Origin of the sequence: Paenibacillus sp. FSL R7-0652, assembly GCF_038595045.1 — a bacterium.
In the GTDB taxonomy this organism is placed as follows: Bacteria; Bacillota; Bacilli; order Paenibacillales; family Paenibacillaceae; genus Paenibacillus.
In genome coordinates this window covers 6,607,424-6,631,143 of record NZ_CP152001.1, presented here as the reverse complement: position 1 = coordinate 6,631,143, position 23,720 = coordinate 6,607,424, and the positions used below count along the sequence as shown (strand labels likewise).

Below are 23,720 nucleotides of genomic sequence, written 5' to 3'. Positions count from 1 at the left end.
ATGGGCGGCGAAATGTTATTCGACCGGATTCCCCCGCAGAACCTGGAAGCCGAACAGGCAGTGCTGGGTGCGATCCTACTGCAGGGCGAAGCCCTGATTACAGCGATGGAACGGGTGCAAACCGAGGATTTCTACGATAAGCCCCATCAACTGATCTATGAAGCAATGATCCAGCTGGGTGAGGAAAATCAACCGATTGACCTTGTTACGCTGACATCGCGTCTGAAGGATAAAGGTGAGCTGGAAGACATTGGTGGCGTCAGCTACCTTGCCAAGCTAGCACACGGTGTGCCTACAGCAGCCAATGTGGATTATTATGCACAGATTATTGAAGAAAAATCGATGCTTCGTCGTCTGATCCGTACAGCAACACAGATTGTGAGTGAAGGATACACAGGCGGAGAAGACGTGGCAGCCATGCTCGGCGAAGCGGAACGACGCATACTGGAGATTTCCAACCGGCGTTCCAGCAGCGGCTTTATCGCCATCCAGGACGTACTCATGGAAGTGTTCGATAAAGTTGAAACGCTGCATCAAAACCGAGGAACTACGACCGGGATTCCATCGGGCTTTATTGACTTGGACAAGATGACCGCCGGATTTCAGCGCAGTGACTTGATCATTGTAGCTGCGCGTCCATCCGTAGGTAAGACAGCCTTCGCTTTGAACATCGCTCAGAACGTAGGCATTCGTGCACAGGAAACGGTCGCTATCTTTAGTCTCGAGATGTCCGCAGCACAGCTTGTGCAGCGTATGATCTGTGCGGAAGCCAATCTGGATGCGGGAGTTCTTCGTACTGGGGAATTCAAAGGAGACGAGGACTGGCAGAAGCTGACGATGGGTATTGCTGCTCTCAACGAAGCCAATATCTATATCGATGATACGCCTGGTATTACGGTGGCAGATATTCGTGCGAAATGCCGTCGTCTCAAAAAGGAGAAGGGCCTCGGCATGATCCTGATTGACTATCTCCAATTGATCAGTGGACGCGGCAAAGCCGGGGAGAACCGTCAGCAAGAGGTTTCCGAGATTTCACGTACACTGAAACAAATTGGCCGGGAACTGGAAGTTCCGGTTATCGCTCTGTCCCAGCTCAGCCGGGGTGTAGAGCAGCGTCAGGACAAACGTCCGATGATGAGTGACTTGCGGGAATCGGGTTCGATTGAGCAGGATGCGGATATCGTGGCGTTCCTGTACCGGGATGACTACTATAACCAGGAAACCGAGAAAAAGAACATTATCGAGATCATTATCGCCAAGCAGCGTAATGGTCCGGTAGGAACGGTAGAGCTGGTCTTCCTTAAAAACTTTAACAAATTCGTCAACTATGAGAGGGCGCATAATGATGCCTTTGCGATGTAAGGATAGACTGTGATGGCCCCGAAAAGGGAAATACATTCTATCCGAAACCATCTGCAGCAGGATGCTCAGATAGTTGAATATCAGGATTTATACCATATACAGCGTGAAAATAAGCAGGTGTAGAAATGCCGGTGAATGCAGTCGAGGTAACTAAGACTGGGATCACCGGTTTTTTGCGGTGAAATACAGGTTCAATTCCGAACATTAAAGATACACCAATTATAATTGTTCGCCATTTCATTTGACTTTGAAAATGGGTACTGGTACACTAATACTGCTGCGTTAAAGCAGTGTAAACCTTCCCTTCAATGTAAAGGAAGGAAATCTTTACTGTCCGTTAGCACGCTTCTCAGTCGGTTTACTGCGCAACATGCCTGCCGGGATAGAGGACGGACAGACCAATACAAAGGTGCGCAAGGCACCCACGGAGGTATGTTAACTATGTCAACGGTAGTTGTAGTGGGAACGCAATGGGGAGACGAAGGTAAAGGTAAGATTACGGATTATTTGGCGGAAAGAGCAGATGTGGTTGCTCGTTACCAAGGTGGTAACAATGCAGGCCATACGATCCTGATCGACAATAAAAAATATAAATTGACGATGATTCCATCGGGTATCTTTTACACGGACAAAGCCTGTGTCATTGGTAACGGTATGGTGATCAACCCGAAGGCACTTATTGAAGAAATTAATTATATTCATGATAATGGCTTTACAACGAAAAACCTGTCCATCAGTGAACGTGCACACATCATTCTGCCATATCACATGGTCCTGGATGCACTGGAGGAAGAGAGCAAAGGTCCAAACAAAATCGGTACAACCGGCAAAGGGATTGGCCCTTGTTACATGGACAAATCTGCACGGATCGGTATCCGTATGGTAGATCTGATGGATGCAGAAGATTTCGAATTGAAACTGCGTCATCTGGTTAAAGAGAAAAATCGTGTCATTGAGCAGGTGTACAACGGCACGCCAGTGGATGTAGAAGAGATTCTGAAGGATTACCTCGGCTATGCAGAAGTCCTTCGCCCTTATGTGAAGGACACATCCGTTGTGCTGAATGATGCTATTGATGAGAACAAAAAAGTGCTGTTTGAAGGTGCACAGGGCGTAATGCTGGACCTTGACCAAGGTACGTATCCTTATGTTACATCATCCAACCCGTCAGCTGGCGGTGTATGTATCGGTTCAGGTGTTGGTCCGGCTCGTATTCAACAAGTGATCGGAGTAGCCAAAGCTTACACAACACGTGTCGGTGATGGTCCATTCCCGACAGAACTGCATGATGCGATTGGCGACCAGATCCGTGAGACGGGTCATGAGTACGGAACAGTAACCGGGCGTCCACGCCGTGTGGGCTGGTTTGACAGTGTTGTTGTTCGTCATGCTCGCCGCGTGAGCGGTATTACAGGTCTGTCTCTGAACTCGTTGGACGTTATGACAGGTCTTGAGACAGTGAAAATCTGCACAGGTTACAAATTCCGGGGCGAGGTTATTACTCACTATCCCGCAAGCCTGAAAATGCTGGCCGAGTGTGAAGCGGTATATGAAGAAATGCCTGGTTGGAGCGAAGATATTACAGGAGCGAAGAAGCTGGAGGATCTTCCAGCGAATACGCAAAACTATGTAAAACGTGTATCCGAGCTGACAGGCATTCCGATTGCCATCTTCTCTGTAGGTCGTAACCGTGAGCAGACAAATCCGGTTTTGCCGATCTATGTATAAAATAATAACGGGTTAATATATTCACCTCCAGCTGCTGCTTATATAGGGGCAGCCGGAGGTTTTTTTGTGTCTGTTTCGGATATAATCCCGAGATTTCCGTCAATACTGGCTAACAGGATATAAGTTGAACGAAAGACATGTATACGAGCAATAGGTGACAGTGTCTCAGCTTATAAAATTCGCATATTCCAATTCTATATGGATGAAGTGGACAAAATGGAGGGAGAGAAACAGAAGATGAAGCTGCTGATGTGGTTTGTCAAAATGGTGCTCACCGTGATGCTGGTCAGTTCACTGACCCTGCTTACGACAGGACTAATCGTACAATCGTATGCCAAATCATTGCTTGCCAGTTTTAATATAGAGTGGGAAGGCCAGCCTACGGGCTTAATGGGCATGTTCCATGGTGCTTTAGGCAGCAAGCAGTCCAGTGAGGGAGAAAAGTCCGGAAATACGTCAACGGATGAACCAGCCGGAACAGAAGAGGAAAAGGCCCCGGAGAATTCAATTTCCGTTATGGGTAATGGAACCTCAAGTGGAGAAGCCGGTAATCCAGAGTCATCTGGCAGTGGTAAAACAGACGAAGCAGATACAGGTAAAACTTCTGGAACCGTGAATGGGGATGAAACAGCTGCCGGAAGCGGACCCGAAGGTGGCAATGCTGCAAACAGCGGCAATCCGCCAGGAAGTGATGCAATTGTTGTTTCGCCAGATGATATTACGGGAGCTAAAAACAAGCTGCCGACGGAGGAAAAAGAACGTATTTTTACGCTGCTGATGAACAAGCTGCCCCAGAAGGAAATGCAGCAGATATCCGGAGCAATGGAGGGCGGGCTGACGGAGCAGGAACTGCGGGATATTGAGCAAGTGATCTCCAAATATCTTACGAGTGAGGAATATGACGATCTTATGGAAGTGCTTCAGGCGGAATAAAAGAGACCAGACATATGCTGTACGGGCCAGTTTCTCGACAAAGGGGCATCACGCCCCTATGGTTAGACTTGACTGCATATTTCTCATATAATGGTATGAAACACTAAACTTTATAGGGTCCGGCAGGATATAACATCTAACCGTAGACTGATATAGAACGTAAACAAGATACGGCAGAGATGTTTCCGGTGCAGTATGAGTCTGGGAGCTGCCGCTCGATTCAGGAGGAACAAGACATGAAAATGAATGTTAAAGAGCACGATATATAACAACCTTCTCCCGCTTCAATACTGTTTTCCCGGCCGCGGGTCCGTGGTCCTCCATTCAGGTCTCAGTACATGAGGTACGTTATACCCAATGAGAACATGAGTAGAGAAAACGGGAGGAATTATAGATGGATACTATAAATTTTAAGTACACAATGTCAAAGATTTCGGCGGGACATCCTGCCGCAATTATGAAGCGTTTTGAGCAGGGACTGCAGGAAGCAGAACAGCCATTTCACGGCTGGGATTTTGGCTATATTACAGGTAGTGGGCGTATGCAGAGCGGTGTGCTGCCTTGGTCCTATGGAACGATGGCACGGAGATGTATAAAAGGCGCGAAGCGCATGCTGGATATGGGTACAGGCGGAGGAGAGCTGCTGTCGAGCATGCTCCCCCTCCCTGCATATACCTGTGCGACCGAAGGATACATTCCAAACATAGCAGCTGCCAGGGAGCGTCTGCTGCCTTTGGGTGTAGACGTGTTTCCTGTGACGGATGACACGCAGCTCCCTTTTGCGGATGGGGCATTTGATCTAATTCTCAATCGGCATGAATCTTATGATCCACAGGAAGTATGGCGTGTACTCTCGGAAGAAGGAGTTTTCCTGACACAGCAGGTGGGCTGGTCTGATTGCCGGGAGATTAACGATCGGTTAGGCATTCCCCTGCCAACGGATTATGCCGAGTGGGAGCTGGAATTTGCTGCAGACCAGTTACGGGAGCATGGATTCCACATCTGGGAGCAGCATGAAGCTGCACCCGCCCAGCGTTTCTATGATATTGGTGCACTCGTTTATTATCTAAAGACGATTCCATGGCAGGTGCCTGATTTTGAAACGGAACGATTCCGTGAACCTTTATGGCAGATTCATCTGGAGATCGAGCAGCATGGATTTTGGGAAGTGCAGCAGAAACGGTTCATCATAGGTGCAGCTAAGAGATCGAATGGTGCAGGGAAAGAATGAATCATTATTAAGGGAATGACGAGTCTGCCATAGACATAAACAAAGTTATTACTAAAACCTTCATTAGAGTTGAACTGATGGAGGTTTTTTTTATATCTTTTTTTGGTTTCCTTTTTGTATTTACATGAAAATGGCTTGTAATTAAGTAGGTCTTAGAACCTAGTCTTAGATTGAGAGAAAAAGTACATAGTACAGCAGAGGTTGAGGCATAATGTTTGATGGAACAAATGCCCCAATGGGTGGATATATCAGGAAAATCAGTCGGGATGCGGATTTATGATGTGAGGGTAAGAGTTGAAATGACTGTAAAACCTGTGTTAAAGTATACGGGTGTGATAAAAGGTTAAAATTTTGACACTTTTGTGCACACAGCTAAAGTCCTGATTTTACGAAATTCCATATTATATAACTTACTTGCATAAGACTCGCTTACAAGTGATGTCTGATCGAAAATGCGGATGAACAAGTGCTGAAAAGGAGAGAATCATGAAAGGTTTCAGAGGCAAGCGCCAACCGGATCAACACCGGGTACACGAACAATCCGGAGAACACCGGACGGCCGAAGACAAAAACAGCATGAGCATGTCCAACTTCAGTTCAAATAAGAAGAAAATTCTGTTGTCGCGTAAATGGATCATTACCACAGCGTGCGGCATTCTGATTGCAGCATCGGTTGGATTCGGAGTAAAGCAATACGTAGCTTCTAACACGGTCCCTTATTATAAAATTATGGTCAAAGGCACTGAGGTGGGCACCATTGCAGATGAGGCACAGCTGCAGCAGCTGTTTGCCAAAAAAACCGAGGAATACCGAAATAAGTATCCGGATGCAGAGATGGTGCTGAACACAGACGGGATCACAACGGAGACGGTACGGGCATATAAACCGAAAGTGAACAGCGAGGAAACGCTGGATAAACTGGGGAATATGTTAACGGCTTACGCTAAAGGCGTGGAGCTCAAAGTGAATGGTGAGGTTGTCGGCATTGTGAAGGATCAGGAAACAGCAGATAAGATCCTGCAGCAGGTGCAGAGCAAATACATACCGGCATCGGCTTTACGCAGCACACTGAAGACCAAGTCGGTATCGGCTAATTCCTCCAAAAAGGATAAAGGGCCAAGTACAACACTGAAATCCGTAGACATCAAAGAAGATGTGACAACCGATACGGTGAAGGCAGACCCGAATAAAATATGGGACATGACCGAGGCGGTTAAAGCTTTAACCGTTGGTAAAGACGCGCCTGTAACCTATGTGGTGCGAGAAGGAGATACGATTTCTTCCATCGCAGCCAAATATGAAATTACACAAAGTGAGATCCGTAAACATAATCCGGGCATCAAAGAGACATCTCTCCAAATTGGACAGGAGTTGACTTTGACTGTACCCAAACCGGCAATCACTGTTAAATCAGTGGAACAGGTAGTGGAACAGATTGAAGTTAAACCGCAGGTGGAGGTGCGTAAAAGTGCTGAGCTGAAGGCGGGTACGACCAAGGTTGTTCGTCCAGGACAGAGCGGGCTTAAAAATATGCAGTATCGCATTACCAAAGAAAACGGTGAAGTTGTCCGGGAAGAATGGCTGGGCCAGGAGGTCATTAAAACAGCTGTAACTGAAGTTGTACTGAGCGGAACTAAGGTGGTTGGCGAAGGCACAGGCCAATTCGCGTGGCCAGTATCCAATGCCACCATGAGCAGCAGCTTTGGTCAGCGCTGGGGCCGACAGCATAAAGGCGTCGATTTAGTAGGTAATCGTGATGTCAAATCTGCAGATGAAGGCGTGGTTACATTCGCAGGACAGAAGAGCGGATATGGGAATGTTATCATTATTAACCATCGCAACGGATACGAAACACTTTACGGTCATTTGAACAGCATCGGTGTAGATGTTGGTCAAGTGGTGGAAAAGGGAGACAGTATTGGTGTGATGGGTAATACAGGACGTTCTACGGGAACCCATCTGCATTTTGAGATCATAAAAAATGGTTCGGCAGAGAATCCCATGACCTATCTGAATTAATTATAGAGCACAAGGCATCAGGTGATGATGCTGCCGGGAGAACAAGGTTGGCTGTAAAGCTGGCCTTGTTTTTTGATATGAAATAATTTTGATGGAAACCGTTTCCAACGATCGGATCAGGATGTGACGGTGCCTCAGGTATGTTAAACTAAAGAGAGTATAGATCGATGACAGCAGGAACTGCATTTGAGGCAGTTCAAATAGATTAGAGAGACAGCGCCAATGGCGGATTAAGCAGGATATAGGGGTGAATTCAGCCGATGCAGGGGAAGATTTTGGTGGTGGACGACGAGCAGCCCATCGCAGACATTCTGAAGTTTAATTTGGAAAAAGAGGGATATGAGGTCATCTGTGCGTTTGATGGTATTCGTGCGGTGGAACTGGCGTTATCCGAAAAGCCGGATCTAATGCTTCTGGATCTGATGCTTCCGGGTAAGGATGGAATGGATGTGTGCCGCGAAGTGCGTGCTCATCTGGAGATGCCGATTATTATGCTGACAGCCAAAGACGGTGAGATCGACAAAGTGCTTGGTCTGGAGCTGGGGGCGGATGATTATGTCACCAAACCTTTTAGCACACGGGAGCTGCTCGCACGGGTTAAAGCACAGATGCGCAGACAGCAGAAACCTGCAGCGATTGTAGAGGCACCCGAGGAAGAAGGGAAGCAGGTTTTGCGGCTGTTTGATCTGGCTTTTGATATGGACATGTATACCGCGTATAAGGGCGGAGAACCACTTGATCTGACACATCGGGAATATGAGCTGCTCTATTATATGGCCAAGCATTCCGGCAAGGTAATGACACGAGAGCATCTGCTGCAGGCTGTATGGGGATACGAGTATTTCGGTGACGTACGTACGGTAGATGTGACCATTCGCAGACTGCGGGAGAAAATTGAAGAAAATCCGAGCAAGCCGGAAACCATTCTGACTCGCCGGGGGCTTGGTTATCTCGTGCGCAGTGCCAAAAGCGTGGGGATATAATGGGCCGATTCTCGCAATTTTCGTTCTTTCGAACGATTCAGGCGAAATTAATTATTATTTATGTACTGCTGATTCTGATTGCAATGCAGTTGATCGGCGTTTATTTTGTGAGTGCAATGAAGAACTCGCTTACGAGCAATTTTACGGAGGATTTACAGGCACGTGCAGAGATGCTTTCCGTGCTGGTGGGCGAGACGCTGGCTGGCGGAGAGGCGGAAGCCGGTGAGGACAAAACGGAGAACCTGCGTGTGCTCGTCAACAACCTGTTTAACATCAACGGTGCCGAGATTCAGGTGCTGGATGCCAGCGGCAAGGTGCTGACCACTTCGCTAAGTTCACATTCCGATTATATCGGGCGAAAAAACACCCAAACCGTTGTCAGCCGTGCGCTGCAGGGCATTCGGGATAATGAGGAATATATCGTCGATGAGGATAATGTTCGCAAAAAGGTCGTAGCCAAACCGGTGTTATCCGGCGGCAAGATTATCGGTGCGGTTTACATCGCCGCTTCAATGAACGAACTGTACGCAACGATGGAGGGCATCAACAAGATTTTCATCTCCGGCATTCTGATTGCCCTCGTGTTAACCGCCGTGCTGGGTGTTATCTTGTCGCATACAATTACCCAGCCTATTAAGGAAGTCACCAGGAGGGCGACAGCGGTCGCGGAAGGGAATTTCGATCAGCAGACACCGGTATTCGGTACGGATGAGATCGGACAGCTCAGCCGGGCATTTAACTATATGACCAGCAGATTGCGGGATGCTCTCTCTCAGAACGAAGAGGAGAAGGAAAAGCTGACCTCCATTTTGACCAATATGAGTGATGGCGTTGTCGCTACAGATGAGTATGGCAAAGTGATTCTGGTCAACCGCCGTGCCAGCAGCATTCTCGGTATGCGCCCTTCCGATATTGAAGGCAGGCATTTTGCTGTCCTACTCGGTATCGATCCGGAGGATGCGGAAGCGCTGGCCAGTGGGTTTACCGGATCAACACTGCTGCAGATTGCCCCCGCAGGCCAGGAGGAGCCGGTGGTGATTCGTATGACTTTCACGCCCGTACATCGGCGCGAGCTGGGAATTACCGGCACCATTGCAGTGCTGCAGGATGTAACAGAGCAGGAGGAGCTTGAAGCCTCCCGGCGTGAATTCGTGGCGAATGTATCGCATGAGCTGCGTACGCCACTGACGACGATTAAGAGCTACGCTGAAGCGCTGGATGATGGGGCATTGGAAGATCCGCAGCTTGCGGGACGTTTTGTCGGTGTCATTCAGAACGAGACCGAGCGTATGATTCGCCTGGTTACAGATTTACTGCATTTATCGAGGCTGGATTCCAAGGAGGCACTGCTGCGCAAGCAGCCTATTGATGTTTTGGAGATGCTGGAGGAAGTGACAGATCGGTTCTCCTTCCAGATGCATCAGAAAGATATTCAGTCTGTGCTTTCTGTGGAAAACGATATTCCACCTGTGCCGCTGGACCGGGATCAGATTGATCAGGTTCTGGACAATGTGGTGTCCAATGCACTGAAATATACGCTGGAGGGCGGCACTATTACGATTGCTGCCCGGCGCAGCGATGAACATACGTTAGCGATCTCGGTGTCGGATACGGGTATGGGTATTCCACAACGAGATCTGGATCGGATATTTGAACGCTTCTATCGCGTTGACAAAGCACGCTCCCGCAGCATGGGCGGCACAGGGCTGGGATTATCCATTGCCCGGGAAATTGTTAAGGCTCATGATGGAAGCATCTCACTGGAATCTGAGGTAGACGTGGGAACAACGGTAACTTTTACACTTCCAATGCGTGATAAAGGGGGTGAGCACCTTGAAGGAACGGATTAAATCTCTGGTGCTCGCTTCATTGGTTGCTGCCAGCCTGATCCAGAGCTACTTCTTGATCTATCGTTTGCCTGGGGGCGGCGACTCGGTTGTGACTTCCGAAACCAACTATGTAAAGACCGAGAACATGGGTCAGGAGCGTAATATTGAGGAGTTAATTTTTCCGGATCAGATGATTATTCATCTGGGACAGGACAAACATACGGTGTTCTACCCTGGCAATACATTTTATCAGTTGATCTATTCCAGACTAAAAGGCCGAACGTTCGAGGATTTCCAGCGTCGCAATGTACAGTCCGTGAAATGGGATCAGATCCGCAAGGAGAGCCCTGGCTTTGAGTTGTCGTTTAAGGAAGGCATGCCGGTGGCTTTGTTACAGCGGGTGATGCGTTTGGGGACAGATTCTCTTTTTCAGGGAGAAACGATTAACCGCATTGCGATATACACTGCCCCGGATGAGACGAAGGCTCACGCACTCTTCTTCAGTGCGAAGGGAGATGTGGTCTACGAGGCTGCACAGGCAGACCTAACAGTACAGGACGTGAAGCAGCATGTCGATTTTGGTACGAGCTGGACACCCTACACGCTGATGGAAGGCGGATATTATATTCCGGCACAGGCACTGGATACGATTGAGGCGGATGTCCCGACAGGGCAGTTTACGGTGGAGCAGATGCAGCGCAGTCTGTTCTTTGATCCAAGCATGACCCGGAATATTCGGGAAAAGGATGGGTCTGAGATTTACACCGACAGCAAACGCAGTCTGCAGGTGAAACAGGAGCAGCGCTGGATTAGCTACACTGACCCGGCAGCACCGCCAGCAGGACAGAGTGATGCGTCCAAGGACGCGCTGTCTGCAGTTGATTTTGTAAATCAGCATGGGGGCTGGAAAGGGCGTTCGCGCATGATGCTGAGATCAGCTGACAACAAAACGCAGCTCCAGTTCCAGCAGTACTACGGCAGTTTTCCGATTATGGATTCAATGCAGTTCCGCTTCGGCACGATCAATATGGAGATGCAGCAGAAGACGGTGTCGAGCTATGAGCGATCCTTGGAATATCTGAACGAAGGTACAGAGACGAAGAAGTCGATCAAGCTGCCTGGCGGGGACAAGCTTAAAAATCTGATCCGCAAGGTAGCCGGCGAAAACCGAAAAGTTGTTGACGTGTACCCGGCTTATCGTCCATCTGCCATGGAGGATGGGCTTCGGTTGATTCCGGTATGGGTTATCCGATTTGGGAATGGTGAGGAAACGACAGTTTCTTAGCTGTTATGCAGGAAGAGTGGATGAGGCCGCTTCAGACGGTGCAGGCTGTTGAAGTAATCTAGGGTACTCAACGACACTGGGCTAAATTCTAACGAATCACAGAGGACGCTAAATGCTGGATTTGGGGGAGTTGGGCAATCTAACGATTCCTGGTGATGCTATTTCTGTAGAAATGAGCTAAAAATGGTGAAAACGTGTGAGGAATTACGAAATAGGGCTTCTCTGAATCGTTAGAATTAAAACGAGCGGAAAATGGGGTATATAAGGCTCCTACGAATCGTTAGCCTGAAGTGATTAAACGGAAGAGGAGGTGAAAGATCTGGATTGGGGACGGGCAAAAAATGTATTAATCTATGCTTTTCTGCTGCTGAATCTGGTGCTGGGTTATCAGATCTGGATGGATGCACGGGAAACGGCTGGTGCCAATCTGGACTTCACCTCACTTGCGGATAATACGCAGCAGGCCATGGAAGAGAAGAGTATTCAGGTACTTGCACCGATTCCAAATGAGACACCCAAGCTGCCGAAGCTGTCCTATGAGTTCATTGAAGAGGACAAGTCGGGTATTGAAGTTGAGCTGGAGGAGCCTGTGGACAGCAAGCTGATCTTCTCGCCAAGCGAGCTGACAGACGCGCTGCAGGGAGAGATTCCTCAAATCAGCACGTACCGGCTGGATCAGCTGATGGCGGAAGATGGGGCTTTTGTGCTCCACCCGCTGGTGGACGGCAAATGGCCGCTTTTTAACGTGAGTCTGGAGCTGTTCTACAGCGATCAGAAAATCACGGGTTATCATCAGACTCCCGTGCGGATTACAACCGCCGAGGAGAGCGAGCAGCAGGTACTTCCGGCGTCAAAGGCGCTGGGAACGCTGATCGAAAACTTTTTGCCAAATGATGCAATTGTGAAAGATATTCAGCTGGGCTACTACGGCCAGTTGTTCAACTCAGATATACAGGTAGCGATGCCGGCATGGCGGTTTGTGCTGGAAAGTGGCGAAGTGCTGTACGTGCAGGGCATCAGTGGGGATGTATTCAGTCCCAAGTCAGATAAACCAGGGGAGTAATGCGTTATGGGGATATATTTTACGGTGTTATCCAGTGGTTCGACAGGTAATGCCACAGTCATTCAGCATGGGGGTACTTCACTCATGATTGACGCGGGTCTCAGCGCGAAGCGGCTGGAGGCATTGTTTCTGGAGCGGGAGATTTCAGGGACGGAACTGGACGGTATTCTGGTCACACATGAACATTCGGATCATATTAAAGGACTAGGCGCGATGTCTCGGAAATATAATTTACCGATCTATGCAAATACGAATACATGGGCGGCTTTGGAGAAATCGGTCGGAGCGATCCCGGAAGAGAACCGGCGGATATTCGAAACGGGTGAAAAGCATGATTTTGGCTCGCTGCGTGTAGAGTCGTTCGGTATTTCACATGATGCGGCTGAACCGGTAGGTTACACGTTCGACGATGGCAGCGAGAAGCTGTCCGTTGCGACAGACCTTGGTTATATGAGCGACAAGGTTCGCGATGCGATCTCGGACTCGGATGTGCTCGTACTGGAGGCGAATCATGATGTCGAATTATTGCGCATGGGGCGTTATCCGTGGAACACCAAACGCCGGATTTTGAGTGACATCGGGCATTTGTCGAACGAAGCCGCAGGTGCGGCGCTTAGTGAACTGATGAACGGACGCATCAAGCGTACGTATCTGGCACATCTCAGCCGGGATCATAATATGATGGATTTGGCTAAAATGTCGGTGCGTGACGCGATGGAGAGCCGTGGTTGTTTTTATCGGGATCATGAGTTCAAGCTCTGTGATACGTATTATGATCGCCCTACACCATGGGATAGGGTGGGTGAGCCATAAAGCTGTCCAGTTCGGCGGCTTTGCGCTCCACTTCCTCGCGTGTGAGGATGCCTTTATCGATAAGCAGTTCAATGATGGTGCTGAGTGCTAGTGTGTTGCGGTAATGCTCTTCTTTGAGATCGGCCAGCTTGGCCGCCATGTGAACTTCGTCCATAGCTGTGAGTGTTCGTGTGCGTTCCATTGTGGAATCCTCCTTCTTTTCTATGAAGCTTTGAATTGTTCTTTTACTATTATTGTAGTCAGGCTGGGTAGAAAACATTCCTCTTTTTGCCGCTAACATTTAACGGGCAGGATGTGTATGCTGAAATGGCAGCTGTACTGCTTTGAACTTGGCATGAAACAGGATGGAAAAAGTTTAATGAATTCAAAAGAATAGCGCTTAGCACATCCCATTTTGTGGTGATAAATAGTATGAACCTTTATTGTTGAGCGAGTTATCGTGAAAATTTACGTTTATTTACGTAATTATGCAACTTTTTGGGATATAAAGTGTTTAGTATATAAGGAGTATTATGATTTTGGCTGTTTTTGCGTATGAAATGGAATCTCGAATCTCGCAGCATGCGAGAGCATGATTGATAGAGCATACAGGATGGAGAGCCATTCTGTTGTATATAAAGGTTTGCTCCCGGCTTTGTTCCGGGACGCGGCGATGTGCAGGACCATTTTGTGAAAATGCAAAAAAGTCATGGGCGACAGGGAGTTCCACTGGTCATCCATGGAATAAATTGGGCGGCAGTCAGGGTCTTGATGCGTGACAACGAAGGGGAGAGGATCACGATGGGATTGTTTGGAGACGATTTTTATTCAACCAAGGTATCAAGACGCGCCGAACCTGAACAGAAAGGCAAACTTCAGATCATCCGCCCGGGAGGCGGAAGACGCGCACGTGATCGCTGGAGCAATCCACGCAGGTCACGCTCGGAACTCAGTTCTACCGTCAAGGTAGCTGTGATCAGCTCGGTAATTAGCTCGATCGTAACGGTAACGCTGTTCAGCTTCATCAGCCAGCCTGCAGCTCAGCTTCCTCTGGCCAATGCAGCGGGTCAAGGTGGTGGAACTGCGCAGACAGCACAGGTGGTTGATCCATACGATCGCATCATCAATGCAGCAGCAGAGGTACGTCCTTCGGTTGTCAGCATCGTGAATCATAAAACAGGCAGCAGCCTGTCGATGGAAGATTCCGCGCTGGGGTCCGGGGTTATTTTTAAAAAGGAAGACGGCAAAGCCTACATTATGACCAATCACCACGTCGTGGAAGGCGCCAGTGACCTGGAGATTGTGACTGTAGACGGGGAAACACATAAAGCTAAATTGGTGGGCAAGGACCGGGTGAGTGACATCGCGGTACTCTCAACGGATGATAAAGGCCTGGGAGCTGCAGCGGAAATTGGTGATTCCAGCAAGCTGCAGCGCGGCCAAACGGTGCTGGCCATTGGTAACCCGCTGGGTCTCGGTGGTACGCTGACATCAGGCATCGTTAGTTACACGGATCGGATTCTGCCCGTATCGATTAACCAGGACGGTGTGTACGACTGGGAACAGAACGTGATTCAGACGGATGCGGCCATTAACGAAGGCAACAGCGGCGGAGCACTGGTTGATCTGAACGGGAAAGTCGTAGGCATCAATACGATGAAAATATCGGATACAGGCGTTGAAGGTCTCGGCTTCGCCATTCCAATGAACGAAGTGATGAAAACGGTGGATTCCCTGCTGCTGGACGGCAAAGTCTCACGTCCTTATCTCGGCGTGTACACGGTTGATCTGAGTAATCCGTACGCTCCACTGGATGATGATCAGCGCAAAGACCTCAAGCTGCCATCTCATGTCGATAGTGGTGTGGTTGTGCTGGAGGCTTCCGGACCGGCATCCGAGGCAGGCATGAAGCTGAATGATGTCATTACGGAATTCGATGGGCAAAAAATTACCTCCACGCTGGACCTGCGAAAATTCCTATACGATAAGAAAAAGATCGGTGATACACTGGAGGTCTCGTTCTATCGGGATGGCAAAGCGGAGAAAGTATCTGTGAAGCTGACAGATAAGCCGGAGTAAGGCTTGTGGGGCTGTAAGTGGTGAAGGCGGTAACGCTGCCGCTGCTCCTTGATGAAATGATGATTCGTGCTGTGGAATCTGCTCGTGACCGAAGCGGTGACGCATGTTATGGAAGCTGGTTGTTCGTGCAGAGATGACATATTGCAGCGTGAAAAGCGATGATATTTTATGTTTAATGGTCATAATGATAAAGATGATCATTGGAGTAGGCTGCAGTAGAGAGAGTGGTCAGAACTTCTGACCACTCTTTTTATGTTCATTTTTATCGGGGGAGAGGTATGGAATGTAGTAAAAAGAAGGTCACTGCTCGACGTTGGAGTACATAACGTTTAATGCTGAGGTGTAGGGCATCGCAAACAGGAATAGATGACGATAGGGTAATTATGGATCAGCGCATACTGCATCTACTCGGGAAAGACATTGGAGCTAAAGGCGCAGATACATTTGTTTGCCTGTATGGTAAACTAATGTCAATGTGTTTACATAGGTCGTTGATGCAAATAACAGCTGTTTAACGTGTGAGCAGGCCGGCTAATCTGAAAATGGAGGGATTCGGAGATGAATCTATTGAAGAAAAAGGTACTTGGAGGAACAAGCTTGGCATTATCAATGATGCTGCTGTCTGCTTGTGGATCGGAGAGCACACCAGCTGCTTCCGTAGATACGAGTGCACTGCAGGAAAAGATCGCTGGGCTGGAGAAAAAGCTGACCGAACAGGGAATTAAAAGTGATGAGCAGGCACAGAAAATTGCTGCACTTGAGAAAAAGCTGAATGAATTCGAGACAGCTGGCGCTGCTGGACAAGGGACTGGTGGTCAGATGCCTGTCGCTGGAGGAAACAACGGATCCGCTGGAAAAGGAGACGGGGTGCTGATTACATTTGCCCAGTATGAGAAGCTGGAGGTTGGCATGACCGTGGAAGAGGTTATCAACATTCTAGGCGGTGAAGGTGAAGCGCTAAGTGAAGCGGAGAACATGGTCGTGTACAACTATAAGGGCACGGCGGGCAACGGCGGCAACGCAGTGATTGCATTTCAAAGCGGGAAACTGCTCACAAAGGCGCAGTCGGGATTGGAGTAGGACGGAAGCGAAGGGTAAGGATAAATATACGGACAAGATTAGGGATAGAGCAAAAAGTGTGAACGTACGCTTGAGGTTAAAATAGGGCATTCCCGCAATTGGTACCTGATGGGGTATCGTTGAGGGGTGCCTTTTTTATCTTATGAGAAAGATATATGTGTACATCTCGAGGAAGAGGCCTTTTTGGTATAAGAGCGTCAAGTTTTTGCACAGAACTGTGATGTGGGGGTTTCTTTTCCGCGGCAGGTGTGATAGAACTGAGAAGTGGCTATCCTGTAGGATAAGCGGCCTGTGAATCGGGAACATAGCTGGTGACAGAAAGGATGCTTGACGGATGTACGTTGTATGCAAAGAACACGTGGACATTGCCATCGACATGTTTGTGGATGAATATGAGGACGCTCCAGATATCGTGGATTTGAAGGAGACGGAATTTGCCGACTGGGACCCGCCTGCCAAATGCGCTGAATGTGATCAGCACGCGGAATTCCTTGTCGTTTAGCGTACTGTAGAGCAGGCGGCTGCCAGGGGTGCTGACCAATGCTGTGGGATGTTGTTGTCATGGCGCAGCAGAGCGGTACTGCCTCTGGCTATAGACTTGGTTCGATCCGGTATGAACATCACAGCAAGAAGCAGAGAGAGCGTGTTGAGCGCTCTTTTTGCATTTGTAGGGAGCGAGCGGCTGAGGGAGTCTGTGCTGACGAGCGGTCAAGGCAGAACGGGCAGGACATCGGGCGGTAATTAAGGACGTGGTTGGCAGGTGAAATTGTAACGATCATGAGAAGCCTTATTTGGGGGAAATGAGCTTGGTTGAAATTCTAACGATCCGTAGAGAGCTTATTTTGATAAAATTGCTTCAAACAGGGCGAAAAATGCATGGTTTGGGGGAAATAGCGTCTGCTGTAATCGTTAGATTCTAAAATTGGGCAATTCGGACTGAATAAGGTTTGTGGTGATCGCTAGAGTTTTGAATGAATTATGTCTGGAAACGATGCGCTGGACGCATCTGGTTTTTAGATAGGTTTTAAGCAGTGACGACGATTCAGGAGGAATGATCAGATGTTGATTCAAATTATAGGCGTAGGCAAATTGAAGGAAAAATATTTAACACTGGGCATTCAGGAATATGCCAAGCGGCTCGCCCCGTACATCAAGTTTCAGATGATCGAGGTCGCAGACGAGAAAGCGCCCGATACCCTGAGCGAAGCTGAGGTTCGGGCGGTAAAAGAGCGCGAGGGCGAACGCATTCTCGCGCATGTGAAGAGCGAGGCGCATGTCGTTGCGCTCGCACTGGATGGTCAGCTCTGGAGTTCCGAGGAGCTGGCTGTGGAGATCGACAAGCTCGGCACGTATGGGACGAGCCATGTCGTGTTTGTCATCGGAGGAAGCCATGGGCTCTCCGATGAGGTGCTGCGCCGCGCTAAGCAGCGCTTGAGCTTCGGGCGCATGACCCTGCCGCATCAGCTAATGCGGCTGGTGTTGGTAGAGCAGATTTATCGCGCGGTGAAGATCAATCGAGGAGAGCCGTACCACAAGTAACAGCGAAAGTTTTTACCGAATTTCCTTGCAGGACATGGATTTGTATATATGAGTTGTCTCCCGCTTTGAGAACGAAGATTCAGTCGTGGCTGCCCAAGCAAAACTCCGCTCCTATCTTTATCCTCTAGTTCGTTACTAAGTTGTTGAAAGCAGCCCTCGATATGATCGAGGAACACGGCTGGAAGTGCTCGGAACCGGCGTAAAACTTTAAAGTCCAGTCCTGATGTTTCTTAACGATTCTCATTCTTACACTCCTGAAAATCAAAATGGACCCCTGTTTTTACAGGGGTCCGTCGTATAAGCTGATAAATAATATAAAATTGAAGAAACTGTAAATGCGGTTCTTAGAAAAAAAATTATAAACGAAGTTGAGCAATCTTTGGTGCTAATTGAAGAAGTTCATTACCATTGACTTGAACTACTGCTTGATACCATCTTTCATTTACAGTTTGTGGCGAAAGAGCTCCTGCAATTGCAGCTCCCATTGAAGCTACTGAATCTGTATCACCACCAAGATTCGCAGCTAGTAAAGTTGTTTTCTCGGCTGACTGAGTGAGAACTGCGAAAGTTATTGCTAAAGCAACGATGTTTGGAGTTTTCCAAGGCATGTATTTTTCTTTTATATACTCTAATGATAAGGTCTCTAGGCTTGATAGATCTTCATATACACGTAAAATCAGGTCAGCGATGTTTTCTTCTGTAGTTTCAGGACGATATTTTTCGGCTATTCTAGCTGCTTGAACAGCGTGTTGTACTATCTCAGACGGAAGCTTTTCGTCAATTGCAGCCGAAACCGCTGCAGCTACTGCACTAGCACCACAAATTGCAATTCTTCCTCCGTGAGTAGGAATACTTGCTTCAAAAACACTTGAAACGAGATCATTCAACCTCTGGGTAGAGAATAAGGCACCAATTGGTGCTGAACGCATTGCTGCTCCACATCCATCACCTTCAAATGCCACTCTTGATGGATTTCCGATTTTTTGAAATTTACCCAGGAGCAGAGTGGGACGATTTGATTTTTTGCAGAGCATAAGTTCTTTTCCTACAGAGGAGTGCGTGATTTTGCCATCTAGAGCTATTACTCTTGCAATGGAGAGAGTCTGTTCGGTGTCATCTGTCGTCTCACCAAATTTCCAGAAGTAATGTTTTCCCTCATATCTGGGCATAATGCTGCCTATTTCACCATGAAAATCGCTAATTCCTTCTGGGAACCATTGCTTGATATCCTCGAAGTTCAATGATTCAGTTTGTTTACCTATCGCATCTCCTGTTGATACACCCTTTAAACAAGCAATAACTCGATTCAAAGTACCTTTCAAGTTATGAATCACTCCTTCTATTAGCATTTCTGTCAGTTAGATCCTTCTATAGAAATACATAATATTCCTGCTATTGAAGAAAACTTGCTGTTACCGACAGCGCGAAGAACCGTACCATAAATGAAGGCGAAGTAATTAGATATGAGGTTTGAATTGGGTGACACCGACTTGTCAGCCTGTTGTGCAGATATGAACCTGTTAATTTATAAATCCTATAAAGAGTGCTTTGGCGTGTTACATACGGTTGTTTATTTGCCAAAGAAGTTAAGTCTTGTCATCGGTGTGTGAGGAAATGGGAGGACCTATCATGCTTTCCAGACAAAAAAACACTTCCCGCAGCATTGTGGGCAACCTTTGTTATTGGGGAACATGTTCGAACGTCTCGGAGATGAAGCTTCAAACCTGCTCATGCAGACGGCTCGGTAGTTAGCGCTTCTTTGTCATTGCCATAATAAGATCTGCAGCTCTCTTATATCCGCCCGCATTTCGGAGTGTCTCCCCAACAATAGAACAATTTCTTTTATACGCGTTGTTCGAGATAACGCGATTAACGGTACTTCGCAAGGCTTCTGGGGTTGCTTGCTGGCGACTCATCTTAATGCCGCAGCCCAATTCTTCCAACCTGGAGGCGACGATTGGCTGGTCGGCTGATTGCGGAATCACTATGAGCGGAACATCATGGTACAATGCCTCGCTTACACTATTCATTCCTCCATGAGTGATAAAGAGATCGGCCCTTTTTAAAATCTCCAGTTGGGGAGTGTAAGGTTGGAGGATAAAATTTGACGGTATACCGGTTAGAGTGGATTCGCTGATTTTATTTCCTATTGACATAACAAATCGATACGGCATCTCTGCAAATGCCTTGAAACAATCCTCGTAGAAGCTCCTGTCGTCATTAGCGATCGTGCCTAAAGAAATATAAATGCTCTTAGCTCCTTCCAGCTGTGACCATGTAAAATCGGGGGCATCCTCACGATCGGCGATGGAAGGACCTACGAAATGATACGTTTCATCAAATAAGTGTCTGTGGGGCTGAAAATATTCGCTAGTATATACAAGATTCATGATGCCTTTGTTGAACATGATGTCTTGAATCCTGGATACAGAAAAACCATAACGACTTGAAAGCTTAAGCATCTCCTGCTTGATCTCCTCAAGCTGTGCTGTAGAACTTTTGTCTTTTCCCGTCATGCTGCTGTTGATTACGGGAGCGAAGGTAGAAATGGAGCTGATGGATGTCGCTTTGAGCAGGTGAGCGATGAGCGCCCCCCAACCGAAAAATGCATCATGCACAACATAATCATAACGTTCTGTAGTGGTTAGCTCCATTGCCTGATGAATCACTTTGTCAGCCGATCGAAGCAAAAAACGCATCATTCCGAGAAATCCGGGAAGATCCCCCGGGTCCGGTTTCCCGTAGAAGCTATTAAACTCCCTGAACTCAGCTCCCGTAAGCTCGATTTTGCGACGAAATGGCGTAGGCGCGAGATAAACTACTTCCTCTCCTCGATGGATTAACTCGTGAACCAATCCCAATGTTGGATTGATATGACCTTCAGCGGGACCGTTGATAAACAGAACTTTGGACATCAATCATGTTCCTTTCTCTATGGAACTATCTTTCCTTATCTTCCGGGTATAGACTCACTCGCCATCTCTTCAAAGCTTCGGAATACCGCGATAGCATAGCCGCAAATACCTTCAATTCTTCATCGCTCCAGTTCTCCAGGAGCCTATCGTTCGCGTCGACGCTTCTAACAAGGTAGCTCTCTAATGCTTTTTCTCCAGTCAGAGTGAGGGTAATTAAGCTCGAATGCTGATCGGACGGATCGTTTTCAGCCGAAACAAGTCCCTCCTGGAGGAGCAACTGCATCCTTCTAGTAATGGAAGAAGGGTTTAATTGCAAAGCGGCAGCGATATCGGACGGGCGCATTCGCTTTTGGCTCGCTATAAGGATAAGGATGTCAAAGCTTGTTCGGTCGTAATCCTTTCGTAATTCCTGAACTTTGCGAAATTCTTGAGCCAGACTAAATGTGCTGTAAGTTACTTTTCGAAGCTCTTCTTTTCTTGAGGTCAATGAGTTGTCTCCTTTTTTTTCCATATCACAAATACAACTTATTTGTTTGCTTAAAGCAAATAAATATAAACTGTGGAAAATCAGTATTATCCGTTGTAACAGTTGTAACAGTGCCTGAATTTCTAGAAAAAGTGTGGGGAAACAATACTGCTTGGGATACAAGGAACTAATATGAGAAGTTCTATGCAAGGAATTATTCCATGTAGTTTTTTAATATTTACTCCCTGTGGTATAGTTTTACTAGTAGAAAATATGTCAAATTAAGAATTTTAGGAACAAAAATATATTAGGAGAGTGACATAAGCTATAGAACCATACATACTCCTTTCTGAGCTTCTATCCCGAATAGAAAAAAACGTTTCTAGTGCAAGCGAGACAGATTATCTAAACGATCTCCCGATTTCCAATGTACATTTGCGTCGACTTTTCAAGTTCGCTTTTGGCGTACCACTGAAAAGTTATATCCGCTCCAGGAAGCTGGCTGTCAGCTTGGAGAATTTGATGCAAACTAAGAAGCGGGTCCTCGACATTGCCATTGAGTGTGGTTATGAACATGAGCAAACTTACATACGTGCGTTTAAACGTGAGTATGGGCTTACACCTGGTGAATGTAGAGATTCTGGTCAATATATTCACGTAACAACTCCTCTTCATTTGTTTCCTAAGAACAATGTTAGTGGGAATTTGGTATACGGGCCGGATATGGTCATGATTCCATCCTTTCATTTAATGGGGCAAATATATCAGATTGAGATTGCTGAAGCTCCAACTAAAGCACCTGAAGCTGCCAAACAGTTTTGGTGGAACCGGAGGCATATTATTCCTAATCCGGCAGAACCCAATATTTATTATGGTCTAACGAGAACTCCTGATCCATCGCTTAGTTGGACGTACTATCTACCGTCTATGCGTGTCATGGATCTGAACGGGATACCTGAGGGCTTTACAGGGGATACAGTTCGGGCGTCTATGTGTGTCGGCTTTCGTTATATTGGGAACCATCATTACGAGGAGATTAGTGAACTGCGCGCAGAGGAGCTGTATACTGCTATTGATAGGCTTGTCAAGGAGCACAGCGGAAGATACGAACTTCTGGATAGCGAATTCTTCTTCGAAAAAATTGATATGGATGCATATGATGGGGAGTACTGCCAAATGGAATGGTTTGCACCCATCAAAGTATATAACACTTAAAATGATCAAAAAAGTTCATTGAGCTTGCCGCTATTGAGGTATGCTCTTTTTGTATTCATAAATAAATGTTTATACGCGAAAAGGAGAGATAGTTATAAATTATAACGAAGTTGTATCAATGGGAGATACCTGCATACTTACAGCGGTATCAGAGTTGTTCGAATTAGAAGGATATGAAATCCAGCTGATTCCACCACATGATGGAGGGCGGAATGTCGTATATACCTGCGAGAAAGCGGGGAGTGATGCTAAAATACTTCGAATCGCTTTCCTACCTGACAGGAATCGAGAGGATTTCCAAGGCGAATTGGAATTTGTCCGGTATCTACATGAGCATGGAGGAAGCGTCTCAAATGTAATCAGCTCCCGGAATGGGAATCTGCTGGAGGAGATCACCTACAATAACCACAGCTTTTTTGTCTGCCTGTTTGAAAAAGCTAAGGGGAAAATGCTTGTAGAAAATAATTATCAGTATCGTGATGGAGTTCCAATTACCGAATATTATTTTAACTGTGGCAAGACCTTGGGGAAACTGCACCAAATATCAAAAGGATACCATCCTATCCATTGTCGATACAGTTTTTTTGATAAATTCAATGGTGAATATATCGATAAAATGATACCCAGCTCCCTATCTCTGCTTAAGGAGAAGATGGTAGAGCTTCTTGATACCTTAAACAAATTTGACAGGAACCAAGAGACTTACGGTATGATTCATTTTGATTTCAACGATGGCAATTATTCGATAGATTTTGATACAGGACAAATAACTGTATATGACTTCGATAATTCATGCTTCGGTTGGTATATGTATGACTTGGCGGGTCTTTGGACACATGGCGTAGGCTGGATACAATTTGAACCAGATGTCATTAAACGCAAAGAGTTCATGGATAATTATTTTGAGACAATCCTTTCAGGTTATAAATCAGAGACCAAGATCGATGATTCAGTTCTGGATCAGCTGCCCTTATTCATAAAAGTAACGCTGATGGAAAATATTATTGATTCATTCGAAGTGATGCATAATGCTGGTGAAGAACTGGTATGTGATGAGGAACTATCGTATCTTATAAAATGTTTTGAAGACGATATCCCGTTTAAAGGTTTTTTTCATGAAATGTATTCATGTGAAGAGCCGTTTGAGTATAAACAGCAGAATATAGGCTTTACACAGAATAAAGGTCCAGTCACCTAAAGT

The 23,720-nt window shown here is 47.0% G+C and carries 21 protein-coding genes; 17 read left to right on the top strand and 4 right to left on the bottom strand.

Annotated features, from left to right (window positions below):
* The 10 genes from dnaB to MKY97_RS28750 all read left to right on the top strand — a co-directional run bounded on the left by dnaB (nucleotide 1) and on the right by MKY97_RS28750 (nucleotide 13,246).
* Complete coding sequence (dnaB, locus tag MKY97_RS28795; RefSeq protein ID WP_342553541.1) at nucleotides 1–1,362, top strand: replicative DNA helicase; 1,362 nt, start codon at nucleotides 1–3, stop codon at nucleotides 1,360–1,362.
* A gap of 441 nt (nucleotides 1,363–1,803) precedes the next feature.
* The gene (locus tag MKY97_RS28790; protein WP_342553540.1) at nucleotides 1,804–3,090 is read left to right on the top strand and encodes an adenylosuccinate synthase; all 1,287 of its coding nucleotides are present in this window, start codon (nucleotides 1,804–1,806) and stop codon (nucleotides 3,088–3,090) included.
* Nucleotides 3,091–3,327: 237 nt separating this feature from the next.
* Nucleotides 3,328–4,023 (top strand): hypothetical protein, encoded by a 696-nt coding sequence (locus MKY97_RS28785; RefSeq protein WP_342553539.1) that lies wholly within the window; start codon nucleotides 3,328–3,330, stop codon nucleotides 4,021–4,023.
* A 457-nt stretch (nucleotides 4,024–4,480) separates the two neighbouring features.
* Nucleotides 4,481–5,254, top strand: a complete 774-nt coding sequence (locus MKY97_RS28780; RefSeq protein ID WP_342556488.1) for a methyltransferase domain-containing protein — start codon at nucleotides 4,481–4,483, stop codon at nucleotides 5,252–5,254.
* A gap of 486 nt (nucleotides 5,255–5,740) precedes the next feature.
* On the top strand, nucleotides 5,741–7,273 hold the full coding sequence (locus tag MKY97_RS28775; protein ID WP_342553538.1) for a peptidoglycan DD-metalloendopeptidase family protein: 1,533 nt from the start codon (nucleotides 5,741–5,743) through the stop codon (nucleotides 7,271–7,273).
* A gap of 260 nt (nucleotides 7,274–7,533) precedes the next feature.
* Nucleotides 7,534–8,256: a response regulator YycF gene (yycF, locus tag MKY97_RS28770; RefSeq protein ID WP_342553537.1), complete on the top strand. Its 723-nt coding sequence runs from the start codon at nucleotides 7,534–7,536 to the stop codon at nucleotides 8,254–8,256.
* A complete protein-coding gene (gene walK / locus MKY97_RS28765) occupies nucleotides 8,256–10,106 on the top strand; it encodes a cell wall metabolism sensor histidine kinase WalK (protein ID WP_342553536.1) in 1,851 nt (616 codons plus the stop codon). The genes yycF and walK overlap by 1 nt, the downstream gene beginning before the upstream one ends.
* The gene (gene yycH / locus MKY97_RS28760; protein WP_342553535.1) at nucleotides 10,090–11,370 is read left to right on the top strand and encodes a two-component system activity regulator YycH; all 1,281 of its coding nucleotides are present in this window, start codon (nucleotides 10,090–10,092) and stop codon (nucleotides 11,368–11,370) included. The genes walK and yycH overlap by 17 nt, the downstream gene beginning before the upstream one ends.
* Nucleotides 11,371–11,689: 319 nt before the next feature.
* Entirely contained in the window at nucleotides 11,690–12,433 is a 744-nt protein-coding gene (gene yycI / locus MKY97_RS28755; RefSeq protein WP_342556487.1) for a two-component system regulatory protein YycI, read from the top strand.
* A 6-nt stretch (nucleotides 12,434–12,439) separates the two neighbouring features.
* A complete protein-coding gene (locus MKY97_RS28750) occupies nucleotides 12,440–13,246 on the top strand; it encodes an MBL fold metallo-hydrolase (protein WP_090923565.1) in 807 nt (268 codons plus the stop codon).
* On the opposite strand, the gene MKY97_RS28745 is transcribed toward MKY97_RS28750, so the two are convergent.
* The gene (locus MKY97_RS28745; protein WP_090923564.1) at nucleotides 13,215–13,427 is read right to left on the bottom strand and encodes a hypothetical protein; all 213 of its coding nucleotides are present in this window, start codon (nucleotides 13,425–13,427) and stop codon (nucleotides 13,215–13,217) included. The two genes, MKY97_RS28750 and MKY97_RS28745, sit on opposite strands and share 32 nt — an antisense overlap.
* A gap of 599 nt (nucleotides 13,428–14,026) precedes the next feature.
* Between MKY97_RS28745 and MKY97_RS28740 the strand changes: the two genes are divergently transcribed.
* The 5 genes from MKY97_RS28740 (at nucleotide 14,027) to rlmH (ending at nucleotide 17,923) form a co-directional block, all read left to right on the top strand.
* Nucleotides 14,027–15,304, top strand: a complete 1,278-nt coding sequence (locus MKY97_RS28740) for a trypsin-like peptidase domain-containing protein (RefSeq protein WP_342556486.1) — start codon at nucleotides 14,027–14,029, stop codon at nucleotides 15,302–15,304.
* A 558-nt stretch (nucleotides 15,305–15,862) separates the two neighbouring features.
* A complete protein-coding gene (locus MKY97_RS28735; RefSeq protein ID WP_342553534.1) occupies nucleotides 15,863–16,384 on the top strand; it encodes a hypothetical protein in 522 nt (173 codons plus the stop codon).
* A 334-nt stretch (nucleotides 16,385–16,718) separates the two neighbouring features.
* Nucleotides 16,719–16,886, top strand: coding sequence for a CxxH/CxxC protein (locus MKY97_RS28730; protein WP_090923561.1), 168 nt, complete (start codon nucleotides 16,719–16,721; stop codon nucleotides 16,884–16,886).
* A 38-nt stretch (nucleotides 16,887–16,924) separates the two neighbouring features.
* Nucleotides 16,925–17,125, top strand: coding sequence for a hypothetical protein (locus MKY97_RS28725; RefSeq protein ID WP_342553533.1), 201 nt, complete (start codon nucleotides 16,925–16,927; stop codon nucleotides 17,123–17,125).
* A gap of 318 nt (nucleotides 17,126–17,443) precedes the next feature.
* Entirely contained in the window at nucleotides 17,444–17,923 is a 480-nt protein-coding gene (gene rlmH, locus MKY97_RS28720; RefSeq protein ID WP_123067026.1) for a 23S rRNA (pseudouridine(1915)-N(3))-methyltransferase RlmH, read from the top strand.
* A gap of 356 nt (nucleotides 17,924–18,279) precedes the next feature.
* Here rlmH and MKY97_RS28715 read toward each other — a convergent pair whose 3' ends face one another.
* The 3 genes from MKY97_RS28715 to MKY97_RS28705 form a co-directional block, all read right to left on the bottom strand.
* Nucleotides 18,280–19,245: an ADP-ribosylglycohydrolase family protein gene (locus MKY97_RS28715; protein WP_342553532.1), complete on the bottom strand. Its 966-nt coding sequence runs from the start codon at nucleotides 19,243–19,245 to the stop codon at nucleotides 18,280–18,282.
* A gap of 426 nt (nucleotides 19,246–19,671) precedes the next feature.
* A complete protein-coding gene (locus MKY97_RS28710; protein WP_342553531.1) occupies nucleotides 19,672–20,838 on the bottom strand; it encodes a macrolide family glycosyltransferase in 1,167 nt (388 codons plus the stop codon).
* A gap of 25 nt (nucleotides 20,839–20,863) precedes the next feature.
* On the bottom strand, nucleotides 20,864–21,325 hold the full coding sequence (locus MKY97_RS28705; RefSeq protein WP_342553530.1) for a MarR family transcriptional regulator: 462 nt from the start codon (nucleotides 21,323–21,325) through the stop codon (nucleotides 20,864–20,866).
* Nucleotides 21,326–21,631: 306 nt separating this feature from the next.
* Between MKY97_RS28705 and MKY97_RS28700 the strand changes: the two genes are divergently transcribed.
* Both MKY97_RS28700 and MKY97_RS28695 read left to right on the top strand, forming a co-directional pair.
* Nucleotides 21,632–22,519: a helix-turn-helix transcriptional regulator gene (locus MKY97_RS28700; protein ID WP_342556485.1), complete on the top strand. Its 888-nt coding sequence runs from the start codon at nucleotides 21,632–21,634 to the stop codon at nucleotides 22,517–22,519.
* A 118-nt stretch (nucleotides 22,520–22,637) separates the two neighbouring features.
* Nucleotides 22,638–23,717: a phosphotransferase gene (locus MKY97_RS28695; protein WP_342553529.1), complete on the top strand. Its 1,080-nt coding sequence runs from the start codon at nucleotides 22,638–22,640 to the stop codon at nucleotides 23,715–23,717.
* Nucleotides 23,718–23,720: the final 3 nt, after the last annotated feature.